Origin of the sequence: Streptosporangium lutulentum, from assembly GCF_030811455.1 — a bacterium.
Classification (GTDB): Bacteria; Actinomycetota; Actinomycetes; order Streptosporangiales; family Streptosporangiaceae; genus Streptosporangium; species Streptosporangium lutulentum.
On sequence record NZ_JAUSQU010000001.1, the window covers coordinates 6233817 to 6254641 of the forward strand.

Sequence of the window (20825 nt, forward strand, 5' to 3'; positions counted from 1 at the left end):
GCGCAAGCCATCACTATGTCAGCACTTACTTCCGATTTGCGGTCTTTACTCTTCCACCTGAAAAAGGTTACGGTCTTTCGTCTCAGCAGTTCCAAGAAGGAGGTCGGGTGCGCGTCGCGCTCATCGCCGTGTTCGCCGTCACCTTGTCTCTCAGCGCGTGCAGCGCCGATGAGAAGCCATCCGTCGCGATGCCCACGGCCCCCATCATCGCCCCCGGCCGGCCGGGCGAGCCCGCCAGGACGCTCAGCCCCAGCGAGGCCGCCGTGGCCGTGCCCGTGGAGACCCCCAACGCGGTGGACGTGATCTTCATGCAGAACATGATCAGCCACCATCGGCAGGCCCTCGACATGGCAGCACTGGCGCCCACCAGGGCCGACTCCGACAAGCTGAAGGGCCTGGCCTCGCGCATCAAGGACGTCCAGGGCCCGGAGATCCAGTTCATGACCTCCTGGCTGCAGCAGCAGGGTCAGAAGGTGCCGGACCACCACGCCGCTCACACGGACATGCCGGGCATGGCCACACCCGAGCAGATCGAGGCTCTCAAGGCCGCCTCGGGCAAGGACTTCGACCGGCTCTTCCTCCAGCTGATGATCGCCCACCACGAGGGCGCGCTGAAGATGGCCGAGCAGGCCCTGGTCGGTGGCTCGCACCAGAAGATCGAGGAGGTGGCCAACGACATCACGGCCACCCAGAACGCCGAGATCCGCAGGATGCTGGAGATGTCGGCGGCGATGTCAGGATGACGGGTTCGGACGGCTCCCGGTCACGGGCCGCCTGACGAGACGCCCCCCGGAACGCGAGGGGCGGGTTCAAGCCCGGCGAACGCCCCGGAGCGCGAGGTCAGGAACCGATCCTCCACGAGTGGAGGTACTCCCTCTGCTCCGAGGTCAGCTCGTCCACCTCGATGCCCGCGGCGGCCAGCTTGAGCCGCGCCACCTCCACGTCGATCTCCTCCGGCACGTCGTAGACGCCCGGCGCCAGCCGGGTCCGCTCGCGGGCCAGCCACGCGATGGCGAGGGCCTGGGCGGAGAAGGACATGTCCATGACGGCGGCCGGATGCCCCTCGGCCGCGGTCAGGTTCACCAGCCGGCCCTCGGCGAGCAGCAGGAGCCTGCGCCCGTCGGCGAGGACGTATTCGTCGGTGTTGGGGCGCACCCCCCGGTGCACGGCCTGCGACAGCTCGTCCAGGGCCCGGACGTCGATCTCGACGTCGAAGTGGCCGGCGTTGGCCAGGATCGCGCCGTCCTTCATCGCCTCCAGGTGCTCGCCTCTGATGACGTCCCGGTTGCCGGTGACCGTGACGAACACGTCTCCGGTGCGGGCGGCGCTCGCCATCGATCGCACGTCGTAGCCCTGCAGGGAGGCGTCCAGCGCCTTGACCGGGTCGATCTCGGTGACCACCACCCGGGCCCCCAGCCCTCTGGCCCGCTCGGCCACGCCCCGCCCGCAGAAGCCGAACCCGGCGACCACCACGGTCTTACCCGCGAGCAGGGTGTTGGTGGCGCGCATGATGCCGTCGAGGGTCGACTGGCCGGTGCCGTAGCGGTTGTCGAACATCCGCTTGGTCCGGGTGTCGTTGACCGCGACCACGGGGAACCTCAGAGCCTGCTCGGCGGCCATCTGCCGGAGCCGGATGATCCCGGTCGTGGTCTCCTCGCAGCCCCCGGAGACGGTCTCCAGCAGCTCGGTGCGCTCGGTGTGCAGAATGTTGACCAGGTCGCAGCCGTCGTCGAGGACGATGTCAGGGACGATGTCGAGCGCCTGATGGATGTGGCGGTAGTAGGTCTCCACGGTCACCCCGGCGAGCGCGTGCACGGTGACCCCGTAGTCGCGGAGCGCCTCGGCGACGTCGTCCTGGGTGGACAGGGGGTTCGACGCGGCCAGCGCGACCTCGGCTCCGCCCGCCTTCAGCGCGCCCATGAGCACGGCGGTCTCGGCGGTCACGTGCAGGCACGCGGCGATCCTCAGTCCTTCGAGGGGCTGCTCGGCCGCGAACCGCTCCCCGACGGCGGTGAGCACCGGCATCGCCCGTGCCGCCCATCCGATCCGCCGCTCTCCCGCGGTCCCCAGCGCGCTGTCCACGTCTCTCCCCACATTGCCCGAAGGCCCCCGCAGTTCTGCGGGGGCCTCGTGGAACGGTCGATCAGTAGCGGTAGTGGTCCGGCTTGTAGGGGCCCTCGACGGCCACGCCGATGTACTCGGCCTGGGACTTGGTGAGCGTGGTGAGCTTCACACCCAGGGCGTCCAGGTGGAGACGGGCGACCTTCTCGTCCAGGTGCTTGGGCAGCACGTAGACGCCGACCGGGTAGGCGTCGGTCTTGGTGAACAGCTCGATCTGGGCGATCACCTGGTTGGTGAAGGAGTTGGACATGACGAACGAGGGGTGGCCGGTGGCGCAGCCCAGGTTCATCAGGCGGCCCTCGGCGAGCACGATGATCTGGCGGCCGTCGGGGAAGCGCCAGGTGTGGACCTGCGGCTTGACCTCGGTCTTCTCGATGCCCGGGATCTTCGCCAGCCCGGCCATGTCGATCTCGTTGTCGAAGTGGCCGATGTTGGACACGATGGCGTTGTGCTTCATCCGGGACATGTGGTCGGCCGTGATGATGTTGAAGTTGCCGGTCGTGGTGACGAAGATGTCGACGATGTCGACGACCTCGTCCAGCGTGGTGACCTGGAAGCCGTCCATGGCGGCCTGGAGCGCGCAGATCGGGTCGATCTCGGTGACGATGACGCGGGCGCCCTGGCCCTTGAGCGCCTCGGCGCAGCCCTTGCCGACGTCGCCGTAGCCGGCCACGAGGGCGACCTTTCCGCCGATCAGCACGTCGGTGGCGCGGTTGAGACCGTCGATGACCGAGTGGCGGCAGCCGTACTTGTTGTCGAACTTCGACTTGGTCACCGAGTCGTTGACGTTGATCGCCGGGAAGAGCAGCGAGCCGCTCTTGAACATCTCGTAGAGACGGTGGACACCGGTGGTGGTCTCCTCGGTGACGCCCTTGACGCGCGAGGCGACCTTGGTCCACCTGTTCTCGTCGGACACCGTACGGCGGAGCAGATCGAGAACGATCTTCCACTCCTCCGGGTCGTCCTCGGCAGCGCTGGGAACGGCGCCGGCCTTCTCGTACTCGGTGCCCTTGTGGACGAGCATGGTGGCGTCGCCGCCGTCGTCGAGGATCATGTTGGGGCCCTCACCGCCGGGCCATGCGAGGGCCTGGTCGGTGCACCACCAGTACTCCTCCAGGGTCTCGCCCTTCCAGGCGAAGACCGGAACACCCTGCGGGTTCTCGGGGGTGCCGTTCGGGCCGACGACGGCGGCGGCGGCCGCGTGGTCCTGGGTGGAGAAGATGTTGCAGCTGACCCAGCGGACCTCGGCGCCGAGCGCGACCAGGGTCTCGATGAGCACCGCGGTCTGGATGGTCATGTGCAGCGAGCCCATGATCTTCGCGCCGGCCAGCGGCTGCGCCTCGGCGTACTCGGCGCGGATGCTCATCAGGCCCGGCATCTCGTGCTCGGCGAGCTGGATCTCCTTGCGCCCGAAGGCCGCAAGGGAAAGGTCGGCGACCTTGAAGTCCATGTGTTACCCCTCTGATTGATGGTCGCGCTCGCCTAGCACCCTCGCCGATCGCGCTGTCCTTGCGATCCTGCTTCGCTCTCGGGCCGGGCTCACCGTTCCATCGGAAACGTCGACGTTGCGAGTTTAGGCCGCCGATGCCACTCCTCGCACCCCCTAAAGAGGTAACCTGACAAAAGAATGTAAGGTTTCACGGAAAGGGTTCGCGATGCGCATCACCGAGGCCGCGCAACGGCTGGGCATGTCCCCTCGGATGCTCCGCTACCGCGAGGCGCTCGGCCTGCTCCCGCCGGTCAGAGACCGGGGCGCGCACCGCCGGTTCGGCCCCGAGGAGCTCTCGGCCGTGGCCCAGGGCGTGGAGCTGGAGAAGCGGTTCGACATCTCCCCCGCCGAACTGGCGTTCGCGCTGCGGATGCTGAGCGAGCCCGCGGTGGCGCAGGCCGTACGGGATCTGGGACTGCGGATCGGCCGGGTCCAGGCCCCGCGGCGGGCCCTGGACTTCGAAAAGGAGAAGGCGCTGCGACTCCTTCAGCGTCGTCCGTAGGAGTGACGACACCGGATCACCGGGACAGGACAATTCTCCCCATGGACGTCACCGCCAGGCTGACCCGCGCCGAGGAGCGGGTAGCCGCCTTCGACCTCAAACGCGTCATCGAATCACCGCTCACCACCATCGGCATCGCCGCCGCACTCGCGATCTCCGCACTCATGGAGATCGCGGACCGCATGAGTGCCCTCGCCCTGCTGGCGGCCCTGCTGGCCACCGCGCCGCAGGCACTCCGCCGCTCCCAGCCGTGGCTGGCCGTCGTCCTGACCCTTATGGGGGCCCTCGGGCTGCTGGCGGCCGGGGTGAACTGGCTCCCCGTCGCGGTCGGCCTCTCGGGCGTGCTCTCCTTCTACACGATCCTGTGCCGGCTCAGCCGTGGAGCCGCGTGGATCCTGACGGCGTGCGTCGGTGCGCCGCTCCTCCTCATCTGGCTCGCCGCCACTCTCAGGTCGTACTGGTACTCCCCCGTCAACGGCACCACCATGGTCGCCATACTGGGCACGGTCGTGGCGACGGCGCTCCTGGCGGACGTACGGCGCAGCCGTACCGAGATCAAGAAGGTCCGTGCCGACAACCTGGAGACCCTCAGGGAGCAGGCCGCGATGGCCGAGCGGGCGAAAATCGCGCGGGAGATGCACGACATCGTGGCCCACTCGGTATCGATGATCGCCGTCCAGGCCGAGACCGCCCCCTACACCCTCGAAGGGCTCGACGACCGGACCAAGCAGGAGTTCGCCGAGATCGCGGCCGGCGCGCGCACGACGCTCACCGAGATGCGCCGCCTGCTCGGCGTCCTCCGCGCCGATGTCACCACCGCACCGGAGACCGCGCCACAACCGGGGCTGGCGCTGCTTCCCGAACTCCTCGAACGGCACGAGGGCGTCGTCGACCTGGATGTGGTCGGCGAGGCCGAACCGGTGCCGCAGGCCGTGGACGTCTCGGCCTACCGGATCGTCCAGGAGGCGCTGACCAACGCCCGCGTCCACGCTCCCGGCGCCCGCGTCTCGATCGAGCTCACCTACCGCCCGGCGATGCTGGTGCTGCGCATCGCCGACGACGGCCCCGGCCCCGCCGGAAGCCCCTCGAACGGACACGGCCTGGTCGGCATGCGCGAGCGCGCCCTGGCCCTGGGCGGCTGGTTCAAGGCCGGCGCCGGTCCCGCCGGAGGGTTTCTCATCCAGGCGGGCCTCCCCCTGGAATGACCTCCCCCGACCTCCACCCGTCCCCCTCGGGCGACCGCGGTGATCCCCCCGGCACCGCGCCGGCGGACGACCGGATCAGTGTGCTGATCGCCGACGATCAGCCGATCGTGCTCCGGGGGTTCTCGGCGGTGCTCAGGGCCCAGCCCGACCTCACCGTCGTGGGTACCGCCCCCGACGGGGCGCGGGCCGTACGGCTGGCACGTGAGACCCACCCGGACGTCGCCCTGCTGGACATCCGGATGCCGGAGATGAACGGGATCGAGGCCGCCCGCCGGATCCTGGAGACCGAGAGCACCAAGGTCATCATGATCACCACGTTCGACCTGGACGACTACGTGTACGACGCGCTCACCGCGGGGGCGAGCGGCTTCCTGCTCAAGGACGTGCGGGCGAACGACCTGGCCGAGGCGGTCAGGACGGTGGCGCGCGGCGACGCGCTGCTCGCCCCGAAGATCACCCGGCGGCTGATCGCCGAGTTCTCCCGGCAGCGGCGGCCGCTTCCGGACGGCAGTCCGCTGACACCGCGTGAGGCCCAGGTTCTGCGCCTCATCGCCCAGGGCCTGTCCAACGCCGAGATCGCGGCCGGCCTCGTGGTCACCGAACACACCGTAAAGACCCACGTGGCCCGGCTGCTCGCCAAACTCGGCCTGCGCGACCGCACCCAGGCCGTCATCCACGCCTACGAGTCGGGCCTGGTCGTCCCGCGCCGCTGAGCCCCCGCCGGGGTCAGGAGACGCCGTTGACCTTGGCTCTGTCCAGGTCGGGCTCAAGGTAGATGACGCGGGCCATCGGCACCGCCTCACGGATGCGCCGCTCGGCCTCGTTGATGCCCCGGGCCACCTCGCCGGCCGTGTCGTCGTGCTTCACCGCGATCTTGGCGGCGACCAGGATCTCCTCCGGACCGAGGTGGAGCGTGCGCATGTGGATGACCCGCCCGACCTCGGGCGTGCTCTCCAGCGCGCCGAGGATCTGCCTCTCGATCTCCATGCCGGCGCCCTCGCCGATCAGCAGCGACTTGGTCTCGATCGCCAGGATGACCGCGATGATCGCGAGCAGGACACCGATCCCGATGGTGCCGACACCGTCCCAGATCCCGTCGCCGGTGATCACCGCCATCGTCACGCCGAACAGGGCGAGGATCAGGCCGACCAGCGCGCCCAGGTCCTCCAGCACGATGACGGGCAGCTCGGGCGACTTGGAGCGGCGGATGAACTGCACCCAGGACTGGTCGCCCCGGACCAGGTTGGACTCCTTGATCGCGGTCCGGAACGAGAAGCTCTCCGCGATGATCGCGAAGATCAGCACTCCGAAGGCGACGACCGGCGTCTTGACCGGATGCGGGTCACTGATCTTGTGCCAGCCCTCGTAGAGGGAGAACAGCGAACCGATCGTGAACAGCACGACCGCCACGACGAAGGCGTAGAAATAGCGCTCCCGGCCATAACCGAACGGATGCTCCGGGGTCCGTTGCCGCGCCGCCCGCTTCCCTCCGACCAGCAGCAACACCTGGTTGCCCGAGTCGGCGAGGGAGTGGATCGACTCGGCGAGCATCGACGAGGAGGTCGTGATCAGGAAGGCCACGAACTTGGCCACGGCGATTGCCACGTTGGCGGCCAACGCCGCGATGATCGCCTTAGTACCGCCGCCCGCGCTCACGGGAACCTCCACTTATATGCCCCGAAAAGATCGAGACAGGATCTTATTGGGAAATTCTCGACTTGAGTTCTCTGATCGCCGACACAGGGGTCGGGTCGATCCCGTACCCCAGGGCGAGGTATGTACTCGCGTAGTCGCCCAGTTCGATCAACGTCGCGAGCCGCTCCAGCGGGTGCGTCCCCTCGGCGAGGATCTGGGTGACGGGCACGTCCCGGTCCTGCGCCGCCCGCACCGAGATCTCACGCCGCCTCGCGACCTGCGGATGCTCCTCCACGTCGCGCAGCACGAACAGCCGTATCGACCGCCCGCCCTCGTCGGAGAAGATGTCCCGCGTGGCCAGCGGACCGTCGAAGACGGCCATCTGGTTGTGGTTGACCTCGGGGATCTCCCCCCAGAGGGCGGGATACTTGCCGTTCTCGTTGAGCTGGCAGGACCACCGGTAGGCCGCGACGGCGGCCAGCGGGGAGGACCCCCAGATCATCGGCACCGTCTCGGCGATCTCCATGGCCAGAGACTTGCCGGGGTTGATGAACGACTCGCTCACCGGGCGGCAGCGGTGGGCGATGTCCTCCAGGCGCTCGGCCACACTCTCGAACACCTCCTCGCCGGCCGTGAGCAGGCCGAGCTCGGCGGCGGCGACGATCAACGGGATCGTCAGCGCCCACACGGCGGCACGGGGCTGCGAGCCGCACACGACGGGAACGAACGGCGCGCCCGCCTGGCGGGCGATCGCCTGCAGCGGCGAGTCGGGCGCGCCCAGGACGAGCAGCCTGCACCCCCGGCGGACGGCCTCGGTCGCCGTCGCCAGCGTCTCCTCGGTCCTGCCCGAGCACGACACCGCGATCACCAGATCGGTCACGCCGACCCAGCCGGGCAGCCGGTGGGACCGTACGGTCACGATCGGCAGAGGGGCTCCGGGACCGCACACCACGTTGAGGATGTCACCGGCGATGCCCGACCCGCCCATGCCCGCGACCACGAGGGCCCGGGGCCGGCCGTCTTTGGACAGAACCGACAGATCCGTCTCCAGCGCGGCCCGGCGGGAGGTGCGGACCTGTGCCGCCGAGGCGGCCACCGCCCGTAACATGCCCGCCGGGTCGCCCTCGGTCAGCTGCTTCTGATCGTCGAGCCGATCCGGCTCCCAGTTCACGACTTTCGTGCCTCGTCCACCAGGAGCACCGGGATGTCGTCCCTCACCGGGTACACCAGACCGCAGGAGGCGGAGGTGCAGGACAGCTCGTCCACCTCGGGCTCGGCGCGCAGCGGGGATTTGCAGTTGGGGCAGGCCAGGATCTCCAGCAGCCAGTCGTCGATCTTCACTCGTTCAGCTCCTCACGACAGCGAGGACTTCGTCCCTGATCGCTGCCATCTGAATCTCGTCGGCCGCCTCGGCGTTCAGCCGGAGCAACGGCTCGGTGTTGGACGGACGAAGGTTGAACCACCATCCGGGGCCGGAGACGGTCAGACCGTCCAGCTCGTCGAAGGTGACATCGTCGCGGGTGGCGAACGTCTGACGAACCCGCGCGGTCGCTTTCACCTGATCGGCGACCGTGCTGTTGATTTCCCCGGAGGCCGCGTAGCGAGTGTAGTCGGCGAGGACCTCCGACAGTGACCGATCCTGCTCGCCCAGCGCGGCCAGCACGTGCATCGCGGCCAGCATGCCGGAGTCGGCGAACCAGAAGTCCTTGAAGTAGTAGTGAGCGGAGTGCTCACCGCCGAAGACCGCGCCGGCCCTGGCCATCTCGGCCTTGATGAACGAGTGCCCCACCCGGGTGCGGACCGGCTCGCCGCCGTGCTCGGTGACGATCTCCGGGACGCCCCGCGAGGTGATCAGGTTGTGGATGATCGTCGCGCCGGGGTGCTTGGCGAGCTCACGCGCCGCGACCAGCGCGGTGATCGTGGACGGGGAGACCGACTCGCCGCGCTCGTCGACGACCCAGCAGCGGTCGGCGTCGCCGTCGAAGGCCAGGCCGATGTCGGCGCCGGCGTCGAGCACGGCCTTCTGCAGGTCGCACAGGTTCTCCGGCGCGATCGGGTTGGCCTCGTGGTTGGGGAAGTCGCCGTCCAGCTCGAAGTAGAGGGCGGTCAGCTCGACGGGCAGCCCCTCGAACACCACGGGGACGGTGTGACCGCCCATCCCGTTGCCGGCGTCGACCACGACCCGGAGGGGCCGGATGCCCGACAGGTCCACCAGCGAGCGCAGGTGGCCGGCGTAGCCCCGCAGCAGGTCGCGCCTGGACACGGTCCCGGCGTCGGTGCCGGCGCCGGCACCCGACCTCAGGATCTCGGCGGCCCGGTCGCGGATCTCGGCGAGCCCGGTGTCGCTCCCGATCGGCACGGCGCCCGCCCGGCACATCTTCATGCCGTTGTACCGGGCCGGATTGTGGCTGGCGGTGAACATCACACCGGGCAGGGCCAGGGTGCCGCTCGCGTAGTAGAGCAGATCGGTGGAGCCCAGACCCGCGTGGACGACGTCGGCTCCCCGCGAGGTCGCTCCGCGGATGAAGGCCGCGGCCAGGGGTTCGGAGGAGACGCGCATGTCGTGTGCCACGACGACGGCCTCCGCGCCGGTCACCTCCACGAAGGCCGCGCCGACCGCCTCCGCCGTCTCCTCGTCGAACTCGTCCGGCACGACGCCGCGAACGTCGTACGCCTTGAAGATCTTGGCGAGGTCGCCCACTCCAGCTCCACCCTTAACGTCGTGTCTGCTGGCCCCAGCCTAGTAGGGTCAACGGTCGCGCTGAGGCTGAGCCGAACGGAGCACTCTCAGATGGCCTCGACGCCCGACCTCGACGCCCTGGCCGACCGGTTCGGTGCCGTCGGTCGGAGCGGGCCTGGCGGCCTCGCGGACCGCGTTGGCGAGAGCCTCGAGGTCGTCCGTGCTCGGCGGCGCCCCGTCTGTGGGCAGACGGACCACCTCCCAGCCGCGGGGCGCGGTCAGCCGCTCGGCGTGCTCGGCACACAGGTCGTAACAGTGCGGCTCGGCGTACGTCGCCAAGGGCCCGAGAACGGCGGTCGAATCGGCGTAGACGTACGTGAGCGTGAAAACGGCAGGCTGACTGCACGCGGTGCGGGAACAGCGGCGGACGGGGCTCACGGTGGGACCGTATCCGGTAAGCGTCCGAGGCGCCACTATCTGAGCGCTCTTAACGAGCGTGTCGCCACAATTCGGACACGTGTCCCGGCTTCCACCCGCCTGTACGGCTTACGCCCCCTGATTGACTTTCCCCGGCCGCGGCATCTTCCCGCGTTCGCTCCGGGCACGTCTAAGCTTGGCCCGTGAGTTCGGCACCCGGTAGACCCCGCCCGCCCCGCAGACGCGACCGACACGGCCGTGGCCTGCGCGGTCCGCTCGCGCCCTCTCACGTGCCGATCGCCAAGGCCCGCAGCGAACGCTTCGACGACCTCGTCCTGGACGCCGTGGATCGGCTCAAACCCCGCTGGGCCAAGCAACTGGCGTCGGTGGAGTTCGCGGTCGAGGAGGTGCCGCCGCTCGACGACCTGGGCGACGGCCCCGAGCTTCTCACCGGCGAGCCGATCCCGTTCGGCCGGTCCGAGCCCGCCGCGGGAAGCCGCCCGGCCGTCGTGATCATATATCGGCGTCCGCTGGAGGGCCGCGCCCGTGACCGCGACCACCTCGGCGCGATGGTTCACGACGCGGTGGTCGAGCAGATCGCCGAGCTCCTGGGGCTGTCCCCCGACTCGATCGATCCCGGCTTCGACGACCGCGACTGAGCGCCCCGGCCCTCCCCGCACCGCGGGGCACCGTCCACGGCCGGCGACCTCCCCGTGCCTCAGGGCAGCACGGTCGCCACCGACTCGGTGATCGGGGGGACCAGCGCCCACAGCCGGGCGGGGGCCAGCGGTTGCGCGGTCAGCGCGAGGCCGCCCTTCACCGACTCGTCCATCACCCGTCCGCCGTACACCGGCCCCGAGCCCGGCAGCGGCAGCACGACCACCGAGAAGGGGTCGCCCATCTTGGGCAGCTTGACCTCCCTGGTCCGTGACCCCGTGATGTTCACCTCGAACGGCGGGGGCGCCTCGCCCTTGCTCGGGACCACCTGCACGCTCACCTTACCCGCCGCGTCCGGCGCGGTCAGCAGCAGCCGGGAGCTCCTCTTACCGCCGGTGCGGTTGTCGGCGACCATGCTGCCCAGGTCGATCGGGGTCGCCCCGGCGGTGAAGGCGACGTCGCTCCTCTCACCGGTCCCTGTGGCGATCACCCCGGCCACGATCGGAGTGTCCGAGGTGAGCACGAGCGCGGAGGGCTGACCGCCGATCCCGGTGGACAGGTCGAGGGTGGCGACGGAGCCCGCCGGCACCTCGATCAGCTCGCGGCCCTTGAGCGCGTAGGTGCCGTCGGGGGTGAGCGCCTTGACCTCGACCAGGGTGTCGGTCTCGGTGACGGAGGCGACGAGCAGCTCGCGCTTGCCCCCGCCGCCGGGGATGCCCGGCACCACGACGCGGGTGGCGGGGGCCGCGGAGACGGGCAGCCAGTCGACGCCCCGCCCGCCGTTCATGATCGCCCGAGCCGCGGCGGTGACCCTGCCGGAACCGGTGCGCACCTCGACGGCCATCACCAGCGGTGAGGAGGCCAGGTCCTTGACCTTGATCGTACGGCTCTGGCCGGGCTTGAGCGCGAACGCGCCGCCGGAGTCGGCGACCACCGGGCCCTCACCGGAGTAGACCATGATCTCCACGATCGCCGGGGAGAGGTCGGCGTTGGTGAGGTAGAGCGTGACGTCGGCCGCGGACGGTCCTGGCCCGACCAGCCAGGTGCTCGCCACCGGCTCGGTGCACCGCACCCCGGCCAGCCCCCGGTGCGCGCCCTCCGTCTCCTCGCGGGTCTGCGCCGTCTCCAGGCCCGCGGCCATGCCGCCGGTGGCCGTCACGACGAGGGGCGGTGACTTCGCGGGGACCTTCTCGTTCCAGAGGTTGCCGGGGGTGTCCAGGGTGGCGAGGGTCTTGCCGCCCGCGGCGAGCGTCGCGGCGCCCCGATCCTGGCCGCCCGGCGGGGTGACCACGCCGACGACGGCCTCGCCGGGATCGGGACAGACGGTCGTCACGGAGGCGACGGGCACCTTCGACGCACCGGGCACGGGAGCGGCGACGGCCTTCGGCCGGGTCGCGAAGGCCACCCCGTACAGGGCGGCCAGGGCCACCAGGACCAGGACCAGGAGGCCGAACCTGTTCTCGATCAGGGATTTCACCGGGTGGCCAGCTCTCTCACGGGCTCGGGCTTGTCCTGGGGGGCGTGCTCGTCGGCCTCGGGCCGTGAGCCGGGCGCCGCCAGGACCAGGACGACCAGCACCGTCAACGCCTGGGCCCAGAGCCAGCGGCCGTGCCAGGGGTCGCCGGGCGGGGCGGGGGGTACGGCGGCGGGCTGGATCAGCCGCCACATCCCGATCGTGCGGGACAGGCTCATCCGGGCCAGGGCGGGCTGGGAGTCCAGCGCCCGGCTGATCTCCGGCTCCACCGGGGCGGCCACCACGACGAACTGCACGCCGTGGGCCGACAGCACCCGGGCGTCGTCGCCGCCCCTTCCCGACACCAGCCCGGCCGCCGCGATCCGGACCTGCTCCCGGGGGCCCTCGGGCACGGGGATGTCGGCCTCTCCGATCAGTGGGGTCCGGCCGCGCAGCACGGTGAAGGTCAGGGCGCCCCGCCTGGCGCGAAGGAGCAGGGTCCGCTCGCCGGCGGCCGAGCTGACCGCGGCCAGCGCGGGAACCACCTCGCGCACGGTCCCGCTGATCGGCCCCTCCACGCCCTTGGTGATCCACATGCCCGCCGCGAGCAGCGGCGTGGAGAACGCGATGAGCACGACGACCAGCGCGGCGACCTTGCGTGTCCCGCCCGCCGCGCGGAACTCGACGATCCGGTGGGCGGTGAGCGCGGCCACCATGAGCATGCCCGTGGCGGCGAAGGCCAGCGGCACTCCGGGCCAGGCGGGCGCCTGGGCGTCGCCGTTCAGCGAGGTGACCGGGGTCCTGCTGACCAGGATCGCCACCAGCACGCCGAAGAGCGCGACGCCCCAGCCGACCGCGATGATCATCCGGTTGCGGCGCATCAGCAGCGCGGCCAGGCAGGCGGCGATGAGGCCGCCGGTCACCCACAGCGGCGGCATTCCGGGACCGCCGGGGCTGAGCAGCAGCAGCGACTCCGCGGGCAGCCGGGGGTCGACCAGCGCGGGCTGGTGCAGCCCGGCCTCCAGCAGGAGCCGTCCGGGGTTCCCTGCCATCTGGGCCAGCCAGGGAAACAGCAGCGCCGCAGGGACCCCGAACGCGATGACCATGGAGACGACGACGCCCCTGCGCGGGAAGGCCAGCGTGGCCAGCGCGCCGAGAATCGCGGTGAGGGGGTAGACCAGCGGGGCGAAAGCCGTGCCGACGGCCAGGAGGAGGCCGAGGCCCCAGGCGGCGCGGCGGGCGCGGCGCCTCTCGCCCGTCAGCACGACGGTGGCCAGCGCCGCGTAGACGGGCAGCAGCACGAAGACCACGGCGGTGCCGAGCCGTCCGGCGGAGATCGTTCCGGTGGCCACGGGCAGGAGCGCGTAGGAGGAGGCCAACCAGACGCGGGTCCACCGTCCGGAGATCATCGACCGGGTCGCCGCGTAGGCGGAGAACCCGGCCAGCGGCACGCAGCCGAGCAGCAGCAGGGAGACCGCGAGCCAGGTCTTGCCGAACAGCACCGTGGACAGCGCGGCCAGCACCGCGACGTACGGCGGAGCCCACCCGCCGCTGCCCAGTCCCGTCTGGTGGTACCCCTCGGTGTAGAGGTCCCACAGGTCGGAGGCCCCGCCGGCCACCGGGACGAGCGCGCCGCCTCCCATCCTGGCGCCGCCGAGCAGGGCACGCTCCGCGATCAGCGTGACCACGGTCAGCGCCAGGAAGAGCAGGACGCCCGGATTGCTGAAGGTCCGCTGCATCACCCCGGCGTCGGAGAGCAGCTCCTCTCCGTCCTCCTCCTGCCGCGTGGAGGCCACGAGGTGGTGCCGGCCCGCGGACTCCACGAAGCCGGACCCGGCCAGGTAACTCTGGGCCCGGTTCGCGAGCCGCTGGTAGCCCGCGCCCGGCGGGGTCAGCAGCCTGCTGATCGCCGCGTAGCTCTGTTTGCGGCCCTTGGCCCGGGCACGCCGGGCTTTGATCATCCGGATGGGATGGCCGAACACCGAGCCGAACGCGGCGAACTCGTCCATCGCGTTGGCGGGCTGTTTGGCCACCAGGAACAGCACCGTGCGGAAGATCGAGCCGAACAGGTTGCGGATCAGCGCCCACAGCAGCGGCCGGAACGGCAGGTTCGTCATGACCACGAAGAGGGCGTTGCGGCGGTCCAGCCGCCGGGGGTGGTCGCCGCTGGCGGTGATGCGACGGCGACGGCGGGCGGCGGCCTCGGCGTGCCAGGCGATCGCCGCGGGGACGTTCTGCACGCGGTGCCCGGCGGCCCTGACCCGCCAGCACAGGTCGAGGTCGTCACGGAACAGCGGCAGGGCCGGATCGAGCCCGCCCACCTCGTCCCAGACGTCCCTGCGGATCAGCATCCCCGCGCTGGAGACCGAGAGCACGTCCTTGACGCCGTCGTCGTACTGTCCCTGGTCGAACTCCCGGGCCTCCAGGCCGGTGTCCCTGCGGCCCGTGCGGTCGACGGTGACGCCGACCTCCAGCAGGAGTCGCCGGTCCATCCAGTCGCGGAGCTTCGGGCCGAGCACCCCGGCCTTGGGATCCTGGTCGGCGGCCCGGAGCAGGGTCTGCAGGGCCCGGGCGTCCGGCGCGCAGTCGTCGTGCAGCAGCCAGATCCACTCCCGCCCCCCGCCGGGTCCCAGACGGTCGAGCACCTCGGCGACGGCCTGCCCGAAGCCGGTCGAGCGGGGCAGGGTGAGGACGGCGTTCGGGCCGAGCGAACCGGTCAGCAGTGCGGCGCTGCCGTCCCTGCTGCCGTTGTCCACCCCGACGACTCGATCCACCGGCCGGGTCTGCTTGAGCAGTGCGTCAAGGGTCTCCCCCAGCCAGCGGGCACCGTCGTGGGACACGACGATCGCGGTGACGGTGTGATGGGGGCGTGGGGGATCGGTGATGGACATATGTCCTGCGGTTCAGAGGGGGGCGCTGATCGGCGACAACGATACGGCACCCTATGTCCGCCTACGTCTTATACATGGTCACGCGCGAAAAAAGGGGTCACGTGGCTGGCCGGCCACATGACCCCTGGAGATATTCGTCAAGCGCCCACGCTGGGCGCCACACACTGCCTGTCAGACTGCCTCACGCTTGATCCGGCGGCGTTCCCGCTCGGAGAGCCCACCCCATATGCCAAACCGCTCGTCATGCTCAAGTGCGTACTCAAGACACTCCGCACGCACCTCACAGGAGCGGCATACCTTCTTGGCCTCCCGAGTGGAGCCTCCCTTCTCCGGGAAGAACGCCTCGGGGTCGGTCTGCGCACACAAGGCGCGTTCCTGCCAGCCAAGCTGCTCTTCAGCGATGCTGTCCTGTGCGATGACCAGGTCGGTCACTGCACACCTCCCTGCCGCACGCCCGCAAATGGAGCCCCCCATATGAACGCCTCCCTCTTACCCACCCAGAGGAAAGGCGTAACAACACGTGTGTAATTACACGCGCGCGCCCCGTGTGGCGTCAAGCGGCATGCCGGTATCCGGGGAAAGACCTGCTCTCCCCGGTGCTGGGTCGTGTGCCCGCCACGACCGTGATCGCCCCATGCGATCGTGACGATCGCCTGGCCCTTCAGTGCTCTCGACGGTCGGAACCGTACCAGGACATGTTCTGATCCTGACCGGGGCCCACCCTCTCTCTATCGGGGGTTTCCTCTTCCGTGACCTGACCCGATCGCTCCGGTTTGTAGATAGCCGTGGGGTCTATGGGCTGGGAGTCCCAGGATCTGGATGCGGGGCCGGGCGCGTTGAGCGGGTCGGCCTGGTAGGCATTCGGGTCGAACCGCAATGTCGTCTCGGCCGTGGAGTCCCACTGGTGACCGCTCTGCTGCTGGTACGGCTGCGCGGGAGGCGGGGTCTGCGGGTGGCCGAACGGGTCGTCGTAGCCTCCGCCGGCGGCCGGGGCGGCCTGCTCGGAGTAGTCCGGGACCCGTAGCTGCGGTTCGGTGCCCTGCGCCTGCTGCTGGTAGCTCTCCGCCTGCTGGTAGGCCTGGGCGATCTGCTGGGAGCGGAGGTCCACCGGGTCGGGGGCCGGGGCCGGATAGGACGGGTTCTGGTCGGCCGGCCGGCCGAACTCCGCGCTGGAGTACCCGCCGAACGGCTGGCCGTAGTTCTCCGGCGGCTGCGGGAAGGACGACTGCGCCTGGCTCTCGAAGGGCCGGTTCGGGTGGCTTTCCGCCGGCGCGTAGGACGGGGGCGCCTGCGGTTCGGGCTGCTGACCGTAGGCCGGGACCGGGGAGTCAGGCTGCTGAGCGTAGCTCTGCGAGTCCTGCTGGCCGTAGGCCGGACGCTGGGGGTCCGGCTGCTGGCCGTAGGTCTGGGAGTCCTGCTGGCCGTAGACCGGGCGCTGGGGATCGGGCTGCCCGTAGCCCGGGAGCTGGGCGTCGGAATGCTGTCCGTAACTCGGAAGCTGCGGCTCCGTGTAGGCCGGGGCCGACGACTGCTCCAGGGGAGCGGAGTAGTTCATCGAGTCGTAGGACGGCGTGGACGGGGCCGGCGGCTGGACGTCCGCCGCGACGTACGGACTCGGGGTGTAGGTCTCGGCCTGCTGCGGAGCGGGGGAGGCGGGCGGAGCCTGCGGAGCGGGCTGCTGCGGAGCCTGGGCGTACGGGCCGGGCTGGGCGCCGTACTGCTGGCCCTCCGCCGGAGGCTGCGCGTAGGCGGCCTGGGAGTATCCGTCGTTCGCCGGCGGGGTGTAAGCGCCGGGCTGAGGGTACTGCTGGCTCTCCGCCGGAGGCTGCGTGTAGGCGCCGGGCTGGGCGCCGTACTGCTGGTTCTCGGGGGACGGCTGCGCGTAGGCGCCGGGCTGGGCGCCGTACTGGCCCTCGGCCGGAGGCTGCGCGTAGGCGCCGGGCTGAGGGTACTGCTGACTCTCCGCCGGAGGCTGCGCGTAGGCGGCCTGGGAGTATCCGTCGTTCGCCGGCGGGGTGTATGCGCCGGGCTGAGGCTGGCCGTATCCCTCCGCGGGCTGGCCGTACCCCTCGGAGGCGTTGGCGGCGCTGGGCCCGGGCGGAAGCGCCGGCGGGCTGTACGGGACGGGGGGCGCCGGAGCCGGGGCGGGCGGAGTCTCCTGCGAGTAGGCGTGCCCGCCCTGCGGGGCCTGGTCCTGCGGCTGGAAACCCTGCTGGGGCGCTTGGCCCTGGGGGTGAACATGACCGTGCCCGCCCTGTGGGGCGGGCACGTGAGCGGGGACGGGCCCCTGCGGAGACTGCCCCGCGGCAGGGGCGTACCCATGGGCGGGAGGCTGGTCCGTGAGGGGCGCGTATCCCTGGGGGGCCTGCCCCTGGGAGGGCTGCCCCGCGGCAGGCCCGTACCCCTGGGCGGGAGCCTGACCCTGGGCGTAGGGGTACTGCTCCTGGGGCCGGTCGAAGCCCGCCCCGGCGCGGATGCCGCCCGCCTGCGAACGAGCCGCGGCCGCCTTCGGCAGGAGGTAGAACAGGCCGATCACGGTCAGCCCGAGCGTGGGAAGGGTGACGAGCAGAAACTCGATCTTCTGCTGGAGATCCGTCGCACCGCTGAAGACTCCACCGAACAGGCCGACCAGGCCGAACAGCGCGGAGAGCCCGAGGGCGCCCACGGCCACGTGGACCATGAGGCTGAACCGCGCGATCACCGGACCCAGGTTCCCGGCCAGCAGCACACCGCCGACGAGCAGCGCCGTCACCACCGGTGAGGCGAGGTCGCCCACGGATCCCAGCGCGCGCAGAGCGAATGGCAGGTCGCCGAACAGCAGCCGTTCGATGCCGACGAGGACGCCCAGAGACGCGACGGCGACCATGAGCCATGCGGCCGCTTCTCGAAGCCGGCCTTCCTCGACATTGATCACAACTACCCCCATAGGGTCTTTAGGTAAACCCGGGCCAGTTTTGCACATGGCCGACTTTGGTGTCGGTGGTCTCAAGAAGCCCACCAATCTCACAAGTACTACATTTAACCCTAATACCCCATATTTCGGACATTGGGCTTGGCGGTCCTGCCAGCACGGACGGTCCTCATAACGATCATGAAAAGACTGCTCCCGCCCCCCTTGGCGGACCCTTCGAACGGCCCGGCCCACCAAATGGAAGACTGGACGGCATGCGCATTGTGTCCCTCGCCGGCGGAATCGGAGGAGCTCGTTTCCTCCGCGGCCTCCTCACCGCGGCTCCCAGCTCGGAGATCACCGTAATCGGTAACACCGGTGACGACATCAGCCTCTACGGCCTGCGTGTCTGCCCCGACCTGGACACCGTGATGTACACCCTGGGTGGCGGCATCAACGAGGAACAGGGCTGGGGAAGACAGAAGGAGTCGCACGTCGTCAAGGAGGAACTGGCGGCCTACGGCGTCGAACCGCAGTGGTTCGGCCTGGGCGACCGCGACTTCGCCACCCACATCGTGCGCACCCAGATGCTCGACGCCGGATATCCGCTCTCGGCGGTCACCGAGGCGCTGTGCGCGCGCTGGGAGCCGGGGGTGCGGCTGATCCCGATGAGCGACGACCGGACCGAGACCCACGTGGTCATCTCCGACGAGCAGGGCCGGCGGGCCGTCCACTTCCAGGAGTGGTGGGTACGGCTGCGCGCCTCGGTCCCGGCCGAGCAGATCATCCTGGTCGGCGCGGACGAGGCCAAGCCCGCCCCCGGGGTGCTCCAGGCCATCGCCGACGCCGACCTGGTGATCCTGCCCCCGTCCAACCCCGTCGTCAGCATCGGGACGATCCTGCAGATCAAGGGCATTCGCGAGGCGCTCGACGCCAAGACGGTCGTCGGGGTCTCCCCCATCATCGGCGGCGCCCCCGTCCGGGGCATGGCCGACGCCTGCCTCACCGCGATCGGCGTGGAGACCACCGCCCAGGCGGTTCTGGACCTGTACGGCTCGCCGCTGATCGACGGCTGGCTCGTCGCGGAGGAGGACGCCGGGGTCGGCCTCGACGGCGTCAGCGTCGAGGCCCGTCCCCTGATCATGCACGACGTCGAGTCCGCCGCGGCCATCGCCCGGGCCGCCCTCGACCTGGCCACACGGATCGCGGCCCGGCGGGGCGCCGCGACGCAGGACGGGGACGCACGGTGAGCAGGATCAGGCGCGGGCAGGACGGCCCGTCCGACATGAGAGTGGAGATCTTCCCGATCTCCGGGATTCCCGAGGTCAGGGAGGGTGACGACGTCGGCGAACTGATCGTCGCGGCGATGCCGGGCCTGCGCGACGGCGACATCCTGGTGGTCACCTCCAAGATCTCCAGCAAGGCCGAGGGCCGGACCCGCAGGGGCGTCGACCGCACCGAGGCGATCGCCGCCGAGACCGAGCGGGTGGTCGCCCGCCGGGGCGAGACGGTGATCGCGCAGACCGCGCACGGGTTCGTCATGGCCGCGGCCGGGGTGGACGCCTCCAACACCGAGCCCGGCACCGTCGTGCTGCTGCCCGTCGACCCCGACGCCTCCGCCGTGGCCGTCCGGGCCCGCATCCGGGAACGGCTCGGCGTGTCGGTCGGCGTGATCATCTCCGACACGTTCGGCCGCACCTGGCGCAACGGCCAGACCGACATGGCCGTCGGCATCGCGGGGGTGACCCCCGCGCTCGACTACCGGGGCCTGTCCGACGACCACGGCAACGCGCTGGAGGTCACCCTGACCGCCGTCGCCGACGAGTTCGCCGCTGCGGGAGACCTGGTCAAGGGCAAGCTCGCGCAGACCCCGGTGGCCGTGATCAGGGGCATGACGGAGTACACCACCGAGGAGGACGGGCCGGGTGTCCGCGAACTGGTCCGCCCGTCCGAGGACGACATGTTCCGGTACGGCTCACGCGACGTGGTCTTCGCCCGCAGGACCATCCGCGAGTTCTCCGGCGAGCCGGTGGACGGCGCCTCGGTCCGCCGGGCGGTGGACGCCGCGATAGCCGCGCCCGCCCCGCACCACACGACCCCGTGGCGGTTCGTCCTGCTGGAGTCGCCCGGGATTCGCGAGAAGCTGCTCGACGCCATGCGCGAGGCGTGGATCGCCGACCTGCGCGGCGACGGTTTCTCCGAGGAGTCGATCGCCAAGCGGGTCAAGCGCGGCGAGGTGCTGCGCGCGGCGCCGTACATCGCGGTGCCCTGCCTGGTCATGGAGGGCTCGCACACCTACCGCGATGACCGGCGCAACGCGAGCGAGCGGGAGATGTTCGTGGTCGCGGCCGGCGCCGGGGTGCAGAACTTCCTGGTCCAGCTCGCGATGGAGGGCCTGGGCTCGGCCTGGGTGTCGTCCACCATGTTCTGCCGCGACGTGGTCCGCGAGGTCCTCGACCTGCCCCTCGGCTGGGATCCGATGGGCGCCGTGGCGATCGGCCACCCGGCCGCCCCGCCCCGCGACCGCCCGCCTCGGAGGGCGGCCGACTTCATCGTCGTCCGCTGAGAGCCGTCCCGCGGCCGGGGTCTCATCCGAACCGGATCGCGTTCGCGACCACCGCGAACAGGATCAGCGCCCCCAGACCGATCATGATCATGCTCCGGACCGCCGCCCACGCCGCCGATCTCGCGCCCGGGATCTTCGCCGCCGCGTCCGCCGCCGCCTTGACCGCCTTTCCCCATCCCGCCCACGTGTCCATCGTCCGCTGGAAGCGCCGCCCGACAGCAAAAAGGATCACCGCGATCACCACGAGAACCACGATCCGGCCGTCCGAGCCGTCCATCGACACGCTCCTACCTAGGGGGAAGCAGGATTTCGTGACTAA

19 protein-coding genes are annotated in these 20825 nt (G+C 70.6%); 7 read left to right on the top strand and 12 right to left on the bottom strand.

Annotation, left to right across the window (positions count from 1 at the left end; translation table 11 throughout):
- The first annotated feature begins 107 nt into the window (after positions 1–107).
- Positions 108–743, top strand: a complete 636-nt coding sequence (locus J2853_RS27660; protein ID WP_307562952.1) for a DUF305 domain-containing protein — start codon at positions 108–110, stop codon at positions 741–743.
- Between the two features lie 97 nt (positions 744–840).
- Here J2853_RS27660 and J2853_RS27665 read toward each other — a convergent pair whose 3' ends face one another.
- Both J2853_RS27665 and ahcY read right to left on the bottom strand, forming a co-directional pair.
- Positions 841–2082, bottom strand: coding sequence for an adenosylhomocysteinase (locus tag J2853_RS27665; RefSeq protein ID WP_307562954.1), 1242 nt, complete (start codon positions 2080–2082; stop codon positions 841–843).
- 61 nt (positions 2083–2143) lie between these two features.
- Entirely contained in the window at positions 2144–3571 is a 1428-nt protein-coding gene (gene ahcY, locus J2853_RS27670) for an adenosylhomocysteinase (RefSeq protein WP_307562955.1), read from the bottom strand.
- A 205-nt stretch (positions 3572–3776) separates the two neighbouring features.
- Between ahcY and J2853_RS27675 the strand changes: the two genes are divergently transcribed.
- Genes J2853_RS27675 through J2853_RS27685 form a run of 3 tightly spaced genes read left to right on the top strand, consistent with a single transcriptional unit; the run spans position 3777 to position 6030 of the window.
- Complete coding sequence (locus J2853_RS27675) at positions 3777–4112, top strand: MerR family DNA-binding transcriptional regulator (protein WP_307562958.1); 336 nt, start codon at positions 3777–3779, stop codon at positions 4110–4112.
- 41 nt (positions 4113–4153) lie between these two features.
- A complete protein-coding gene (locus J2853_RS27680; protein WP_307562960.1) occupies positions 4154–5317 on the top strand; it encodes a sensor histidine kinase in 1164 nt (387 codons plus the stop codon).
- On the top strand, positions 5314–6030 hold the full coding sequence (locus tag J2853_RS27685) for a response regulator (protein ID WP_307562962.1): 717 nt from the start codon (positions 5314–5316) through the stop codon (positions 6028–6030). Before J2853_RS27680 ends, J2853_RS27685 begins: the two co-directional genes overlap by 4 nt.
- A gap of 13 nt (positions 6031–6043) precedes the next feature.
- On the opposite strand, the gene J2853_RS27690 is transcribed toward J2853_RS27685, so the two are convergent.
- From J2853_RS27690 to J2853_RS27710, 5 genes are read right to left on the bottom strand one after another with little or no spacing between them, the layout of a single operon-like run.
- The gene (locus J2853_RS27690) at positions 6044–6973 is read right to left on the bottom strand and encodes a cation diffusion facilitator family transporter (protein WP_307562964.1); all 930 of its coding nucleotides are present in this window, start codon (positions 6971–6973) and stop codon (positions 6044–6046) included.
- A gap of 43 nt (positions 6974–7016) precedes the next feature.
- A complete protein-coding gene (locus J2853_RS27695; RefSeq protein WP_307562966.1) occupies positions 7017–8123 on the bottom strand; it encodes an SIS domain-containing protein in 1107 nt (368 codons plus the stop codon).
- Complete coding sequence (locus J2853_RS27700) at positions 8120–8293, bottom strand: Trm112 family protein (RefSeq protein WP_012888128.1); 174 nt, start codon at positions 8291–8293, stop codon at positions 8120–8122. Before J2853_RS27700 ends, J2853_RS27695 begins: the two co-directional genes overlap by 4 nt.
- A gap of 4 nt (positions 8294–8297) precedes the next feature.
- The gene (locus J2853_RS27705) at positions 8298–9653 is read right to left on the bottom strand and encodes a phosphomannomutase/phosphoglucomutase (RefSeq protein ID WP_307562968.1); all 1356 of its coding nucleotides are present in this window, start codon (positions 9651–9653) and stop codon (positions 8298–8300) included.
- A gap of 48 nt (positions 9654–9701) precedes the next feature.
- On the bottom strand, positions 9702–10070 hold the full coding sequence (locus tag J2853_RS27710; protein ID WP_089212826.1) for a DUF3499 domain-containing protein: 369 nt from the start codon (positions 10068–10070) through the stop codon (positions 9702–9704).
- A 182-nt stretch (positions 10071–10252) separates the two neighbouring features.
- Here J2853_RS27710 and J2853_RS27715 point away from each other — a divergent pair, with 182 nt between their 5' ends.
- On the top strand, positions 10253–10708 hold the full coding sequence (locus tag J2853_RS27715) for a metallopeptidase family protein (RefSeq protein ID WP_307562971.1): 456 nt from the start codon (positions 10253–10255) through the stop codon (positions 10706–10708).
- Positions 10709–10767: 59 nt separating this feature from the next.
- On the opposite strand, the gene J2853_RS27720 is transcribed toward J2853_RS27715, so the two are convergent.
- From J2853_RS27720 to J2853_RS27735, 4 genes are all read right to left on the bottom strand, one after another.
- Positions 10768–12183 (bottom strand): DUF5719 family protein, encoded by a 1416-nt coding sequence (locus J2853_RS27720; protein WP_307562973.1) that lies wholly within the window; start codon positions 12181–12183, stop codon positions 10768–10770.
- Positions 12180–15050, bottom strand: a complete 2871-nt coding sequence (locus J2853_RS27725; protein ID WP_307562975.1) for a glycosyltransferase family 2 protein — start codon at positions 15048–15050, stop codon at positions 12180–12182. Before J2853_RS27725 ends, J2853_RS27720 begins: the two co-directional genes overlap by 4 nt.
- Before the next feature lie 171 nt (positions 15051–15221).
- Positions 15222–15482, bottom strand: coding sequence for a WhiB family transcriptional regulator (locus tag J2853_RS27730; RefSeq protein ID WP_179282507.1), 261 nt, complete (start codon positions 15480–15482; stop codon positions 15222–15224).
- Between the two features lie 229 nt (positions 15483–15711).
- Positions 15712–17964 carry a DUF5336 domain-containing protein gene (locus J2853_RS27735; RefSeq protein ID WP_307562980.1) on the bottom strand — a complete coding sequence of 751 codons (2253 nt, stop codon included), beginning with the start codon at positions 17962–17964 and terminating at the stop codon, positions 15712–15714.
- A gap of 251 nt (positions 17965–18215) precedes the next feature.
- On the opposite strand from J2853_RS27735, the gene cofD reads away from it, so the two are divergent.
- Positions 18216–19190, top strand: a complete 975-nt coding sequence (cofD, locus tag J2853_RS27740) for a 2-phospho-L-lactate transferase (RefSeq protein WP_307562981.1) — start codon at positions 18216–18218, stop codon at positions 19188–19190.
- 35 nt (positions 19191–19225) lie between these two features.
- Complete coding sequence (locus tag J2853_RS27745) at positions 19226–20506, top strand: coenzyme F420-0:L-glutamate ligase (protein ID WP_307568843.1); 1281 nt, start codon at positions 19226–19228, stop codon at positions 20504–20506.
- 22 nt (positions 20507–20528) lie between these two features.
- On the opposite strand, the gene J2853_RS27750 is transcribed toward J2853_RS27745, so the two are convergent.
- Complete coding sequence (locus J2853_RS27750; protein ID WP_307562983.1) at positions 20529–20783, bottom strand: hypothetical protein; 255 nt, start codon at positions 20781–20783, stop codon at positions 20529–20531.
- Positions 20784–20825 lie beyond the last annotated feature (42 nt).